The organism is Vibrio sp. 2130-1, assembly GCF_033339515.1.
On record NZ_JAWOUT010000074.1, the window covers coordinates 1 to 1146 of the forward strand.

Sequence of the window (1146 nt, forward strand, 5' to 3'; positions counted from 1 at the left end):
ATAACGCCCTGTTAAGGTGTGAGCAACGCAATACCAATGCTCCCGCATACCACCTTAACCACTAAAACTAACGCATAGTAAAAATGCCACGCGTTGCGAATCACTCTTAAACAGATTGTTAGCCATACTAGCAGATGGACAAATTAGCTGATATTGATTCTGTTACTTTTAAGCTTGTGAGGCTATGCTCACTAAACCATAAGCTTTTTTCTGGATTCCAAGTAAACTCAAATAGTTCCGGCTCTGATAAACAATTAACCACGATGCAGATACGATATTTCCTGCTCGCTGTTTTGCTGGTTTTATATTCATTGGGGGTTAAGCATACGTTCGCTGATGTATGATCTTTTGCTGAAGTTCCTTTTACTTCGATGTAAAGTGTTTTATTCCCACTAGTTGCTTTTAAGTCATAACCCACGTTATCTTTTTCTACAGAGTCAACGATGTAACCTAGCTGGACATAATAATCAATAGTTAGATCTACAGCTGTTTTCTCAATTTTCAGCTTTGTCTCATGATCTATTTTTCCGCGTTTACCTTTATTTGGTAGTGAGAACTGGCCTTCTTTAACTCTGGATATATATGTCATTAACTGTCGCTTAAACTTTTTCACTTCAGATGTTTCAGCTTCTAGAAAAGAAACAAAAGTTTGAGAACCAAACCCTTTGTGAGTTACCGGCACAGGAAATAAACGTTGTTGTGGAGCTAACAAAGTACAGTCTTTAGATTTAGCTTTAATCAGGTATTCTGGAAAGTGATCTTCACCGTTAAAGTGAAAGCTTCTTCTATCATTTGGTTCCTGGGTAGTTCTATAGACACGTGCGTTTTCGTACCATCCAATTACCACCGAACCTCTATTAGAACGGGAACGCCAAACCACTAACACATCGTCTATATAGTCCCCGGCATTCGGTGCAATTCGACTAATATTTATCGTTAAGTTATTAGCTTGAACATAGCCATAACAGTATTTCCCATTTTTTTGAAAGTTAAGTACTTCATGACCGTATCCGTTTTTATCAATGTATTTACCACCATTAATAGGATAATCACTGTCATTGATACCATCGTAGTGCTTCATCCACGCTACATTGCAAATTATCATTTTCATACGTTGATCCCAAAAACAATGTGTATGGCTAACGC

At 37.7% G+C, this 1146-nt stretch carries 1 protein-coding gene; it reads right to left on the reverse strand.

Going from position 1 to position 1146, the window contains the following annotated elements:
* Positions 1-127 precede the first annotated feature (127 nt).
* Positions 128-1146, reverse strand: a 1019-nt coding sequence (locus R7Q09_RS24305) for a DUF3883 domain-containing protein (protein ID WP_318071327.1), incomplete at its 5' end; no start/stop codon positions are given.